Genomic DNA, 4,499 nt, shown 5'->3' on the forward strand with positions numbered 1-4,499 from the left:
GTCCGGCCCCGACTTTGCGCCCTTCGCTTTGCGCGACGGCAAGCTTGTCACAGGGCAGAACCCGGCGTCTGCTGGGGCAACAGCCGCTTTGGTGATGGAAGCCCTTGCGGAGGTCCGCGCAGCTTGATCGGCGAAACACCAAAGACCGGATCATGAGGCCGAAGCAAGCTCTGAAAGGGTCCTTAAACGGTAGGAGCTAACCCGTGACGAAGCTTATGTCTTGTCTTTCTATCGCTCTGACGCTCGCCGCGTCAGATAGCAACGTCAACGCCCAAGCTGTCGGCGAGCCAAAGGAAGGCCTCGCCGTGGCGCAACAGGTTTGTGCGGAATGTCACGCGACGGTCGCCGGACAGGATCGGTCCCCAAACGCGAAGGCGCCGACATTCGTGAACATTGCCGCCAATCCCGGAATGACGCCCACCGCATTATTGGTCGATCTCACGACGCCCCATGCAGGGATGCCGATGTTCGAGCTTACGAGCAAACAGCGGGATGACATTATCGCTTACATTCTCAGCTTGCGTTAAAATCCAGCTTTGATGGTCGGGTGTCCGTCGTCAGAAGATTTGAGACAGTCCAGTAGGTATCGTCGAGACGGTAAATGGCAATTTCGACGCGCTCGCCGTTTTCCTCGACGAACCGCGAAAGCGGAGAGGCGATGAGCTTTGGTTCCGGCAACGTCACGCCGCGCCGTGGGACCAAGACCTAACATTCTCCTTCAATAATGACGCCAAAGTCCGATGCAGGTCGTCCGCTTCAACCGGCTTGTGCAGCATGACAAAGCCGCTGGCTTGAATTTCGTCGATCCGTTCTTTCGCCGTGTCGCCGGTAAGAACCAAAGTGGGGAAAGGTCGGTTGGCGCGGCGGGAGATTTCCGTTGAGGCCGCAGTTCCGGTGAGGCCCACGCCAAGCCGATGATCGGCAAGAATGGCGTCAAATCGCCAGTTTTCATGAGCGGCGCGGTCAAGCGCATCTTCCCCGCTGGCGGCGCTGATCGTCTCATAGCCCCAGTCGGACAGCATCAATTCGTATGCGTGGCGCACATCGGAATTATCTTCGATGATGAGGATGCGACCGCAGGTATCGAACAACGGCAAATCGACTTCCTTGATGGCGATTTCAGATCGAGCCAGAGGGAGGAGCAACGAAAAACGCGTGCCGCGACCAAGCCTTGATGCAACTTCGACCTTAATCCCCAACAGGTTGGCGAGCCGAGAGACGATGGCCAGACCGAGGCCCAAGCCCTTGCTGCTGTCGCGCGCCGGATTGTTGAGCTGGTGGAATTCTTCAAAAATCTCCGCCTGTTGATCGGCGGGTATCCCCACCCCAGTGTCGATAACGTCAAGTCTGACGAAGTCGCCTTTTTGGCGAACGCCGACGATGACGCCGCCTTTGGCGGTGTAGCGTAGCGCATTTTCGATCAGGTTGCGCACGATCCGCTCCAGCAAGGTGGCGTCGGTTCGGACGCACAGCGAGCGCGTCGAATAGCGCAAATCGAGACCGTCCGACGCCGCTCGTGTTTGATATTCACGCGCCAGCCATTCAACGAGTTCGCCGATGTCCGCACTTGTCATCACTGGCGAAATCACCCCGGCGTCGAGACGCGAGATGTCCAAAATGCCGGTCAGCATGCCATTCAGGCTGGTAACGGAGGCTTGGGCCATGTCGGCCAACTCGACGACTTTTGGCCTGTCCTTGGCCTGACGTTTGATGACCCCCATCAGCAGCGTCAGCGACTGCACCGGCTGGCGCAAATCGTGGCTGGCCGCAGCAAGGAATTTGGATTTGGCGAGATTGGCGCGCTCAGCCTCGGCCTTGGCGGCGGCGAGCCGCGACTCGGCGTCTTTGCGCCCAGTGATCTCGGCGACGACTCCAGTCAGCCGAACCGCGCGGCCTTCGTCATCATAAAAAGCGCGCCCGTTTGCGGCTATCCAGTGAACGCTCTCGTCGGGCCAGCGAACGCGCGCTTCAAAAGAAAGGTCGCCGGTCTGCAAGCTACGTGCGAAGGCCTTTTCGAAGATAGGTTTGTCTTCCGGCAGCATATGCTGCGCAGCGACTTTGGCCGACCACTCTGGCTGAAACTCCGGGTAGCCAAAGATTTCATCGTGGCGCAGCGACCGTGCAGCTTTGCCAGTGGTGAGGTCGAGGTCCCAGCTACCCAAATTCGCAGCTTCAAGGGCGATCCGCAGCCGCTCCTCATTCTCGCGCAGAGCCGCTTCGCTCCGCACCAACGCCCGTTCGGCATGCTTGCGCTCGGTGATGTCGCGGCAAAACTTCGAGGCGCCGATGATCGCGCCGCTGGCGTTCTTGAGCGGCGTGATCGCCAGCGAGACATCGAGCTTGCGGCCATCCTTTGCCCTGCGCAAAGTATCAAAATTCTCGACGCGCTCGCCAGCTTTGAGTCGCGCCAATATCGTTGTTCCCTCTTCGATGTGGTCCGGCGGTATGATGCGTGTGATCGACTGACCGATCATCTCCTCGGCGCTATAGCCGAAAATGCGCGTCGCTCCGGCGTTCCAACTGGTGATCGTGCCGTCAAGTGTTTCGCTGATGATCGCGTCGGACGATGATTGAACAATCGCCGCAAGTCCGGCGTCAAGCGATTGCGTCGCCTCAGCGACGAGAGCGCGGAAGCGATAGCGGGTAAATAACTCAAGCACGACGACGATGCAGCTAATGTTGACGATGAAAAACAACAACCCAAACCAGTCGGTGGAGTCCAAAAGCGGGACGAAGACGGCATGCACCAGCAAAGCGCTGAAAATGACGGTCAACAACCCGCAAGGCCATTTACCAACAAGAGCGGCGACAATCACGACGGGGTAGAATGTCAGGTAAGGAAACCTCGGGGTCGATGCTCCCAGCAGCGCCTGCTGAACAAGCCCGCCAATTCCCGCCGCCAGCACGCTGACGCCAACGGTCGATAACCATGGCGACTTGGAGCGCCGCAAGTTCAGTTTGCCCAAACCATTAAGAATTGGAGTGGTCCATGAGGAACTGGACCCTTCACTCGATTTGAATCCGTCCGATTCGGATTGCGATGACGCCTTATCTTCCAACACTTCCCGCCTAAACTGCTTAGCCCAAGCTTTCGCTGCTGATCAACACCGTAAATGGTTCATGTTGGAACTCATAGCAAAAGCCGCCGTCGGACGCACCCCGACAGGGAACTGCAAAATTTTGACCCCAGTGGCTGAAGCATCGCTATAAATTTAGATAAAGGCATATTGCTCAAGGCAATAAAACTTATGTCTCTCGACAAATCGCGAAACTAAGCCCATCTAACAAAGAAAAGATAAGGGAGAAGCACAATGTCCGAGAATGAAAACACCTCGCTGGTCGCACAAATCCTATCGTCCTATTTGTCTAACAACACCGTAGCCCCGGCTGATCTCAGCTCCGTGATCGAGACGGTCAAAACTGCGTTTGGCGTTTTAGGCGGCTCAGCTATAGCTCAAAATGCTGACGAACCAAAGAAAATGGAACCCGCCGTTCCGATCAAGAAGTCCGTAACCCCTGACGCGCTCCTATGTCTCTGCTGCGGTAAACCATTCAAGTCTCTCAAACGCCATCTTCAACGGGAACACGAACTTTCACCCGATGAATATCGGACAGCTTTTGGGTTGAAAGCGGATTATCCGACTGTTGCCGCGAACTATTCGGCTCAACGCTCCTCTTTGGCCAGAAGCACTGGGCTTGGTCGCAAGGCCGGTGAGTCGGCTGCCTCGAAGAAAGTCGCCGTAAAAAAGCCGGGTGGAAGAAAGGTCGCGACGAAAGCAGCGACGGAATGAGGTGGTCGAAACGAAAGAGCCCGGCAATGCCGGGACCGAGACGATCAAAACGCAACTGACGACGAGCCGAAAAGGGCTCCGTCGTCTGTGAAAAGCAATGAAATTAGTATGGGTCTCAGATGGTTGCGGATGCCACTATGAAGGTGGGAAAACGCATGCAAATGTTTGTTTTGCCTGCCCGTAAGCATGAACAACCAGTTATGGTTACCCGCGAAAAAGAAAATCGGCGGCGACACGCCCCTTACAGGTTCCAGACGGATCGGTTAAAGAAAGCGCATGACATCTGAGCAAGAAACACGGGCCACGACACTGCCGAGTGATCTGGGGGACAAGCTACGCGAGGCCGCCCGAAGGTTGTGGCTATTTGTGAACAGCGAATACCATATCGGCGACGGCACGGTGGCCGTCGTCAGGCTCAGGCATTTCGACACAATGCATGCGTTGAGAGCCATCGCCGCCGACATCGCTTTCTGTCCAGATTATATGTTAGAGAGCGGCTCCGACCAGCGGTCGGCGCTGAATCACGCAATCTCGCTCCTGAGATACGCCGAGGATTGGTTCGATAAGGATCATGCCGAGGCCCTCGCGTCCGAGTTGGAGGTCCTTGTCGCCGAGGCCGACGAAGAGATGAAGAGATAGACGTTCCGCCGGATATGCTCTTTGTGAGGCGATGGGATGGAGGTGGGGCCTCGAACGGAAGGCAACCGA

The 4,499-nt window shown here is 56.7% G+C and carries 4 protein-coding genes; 3 read left to right on the forward strand and 1 reads right to left on the reverse strand.

Features of this window, described 5'->3' with window-relative positions; all coding sequences use genetic code 11:
- Positions 1-203 precede the first annotated feature (203 nt).
- Positions 204-527: a c-type cytochrome gene (locus ACLP2E_RS21045; protein WP_442467013.1), complete on the forward strand. Its 324-nt coding sequence runs from the start codon at positions 204-206 to the stop codon at positions 525-527.
- A gap of 153 nt (positions 528-680) precedes the next feature.
- Here the strand turns inward: ACLP2E_RS21045 and ACLP2E_RS21050 are convergent, their stop codons facing one another.
- A complete protein-coding gene (locus ACLP2E_RS21050) occupies positions 681-2,951 on the reverse strand; it encodes a hybrid sensor histidine kinase/response regulator (RefSeq protein ID WP_442467014.1) in 2,271 nt (756 codons plus the stop codon).
- A 360-nt stretch (positions 2,952-3,311) separates the two neighbouring features.
- Between ACLP2E_RS21050 and ACLP2E_RS21055 the strand changes: the two genes are divergently transcribed.
- Positions 3,312-3,791 (forward strand): MucR family transcriptional regulator, encoded by a 480-nt coding sequence (locus tag ACLP2E_RS21055; protein ID WP_442467015.1) that lies wholly within the window; start codon positions 3,312-3,314, stop codon positions 3,789-3,791.
- Positions 3,792-4,067: 276 nt separating this feature from the next.
- Positions 4,068-4,430 (forward strand): hypothetical protein, encoded by a 363-nt coding sequence (locus ACLP2E_RS21060; protein ID WP_442467016.1) that lies wholly within the window; start codon positions 4,068-4,070, stop codon positions 4,428-4,430.
- Positions 4,431-4,499 lie beyond the last annotated feature (69 nt).

The organism is Rhodoblastus sp. (genome assembly GCF_052145335.1).
GTDB lineage: Bacteria > Pseudomonadota > Alphaproteobacteria > Rhizobiales > Beijerinckiaceae > Rhodoblastus.

What these genes read in the sequence shown, in the direction of transcription:
- ACLP2E_RS21060 (WP_442467016.1), top strand. Translation starts at nt 4,068, where the DNA reads ATGACATCTGAGCAAGAAACACGGGCCACGACACTGCCGAGTGATCTG.
- ACLP2E_RS21055 (WP_442467015.1), top strand. Translation starts at nt 3,312, where the DNA reads ATGTCCGAGAATGAAAACACCTCGCTGGTCGCACAAATCCTATCGTCC.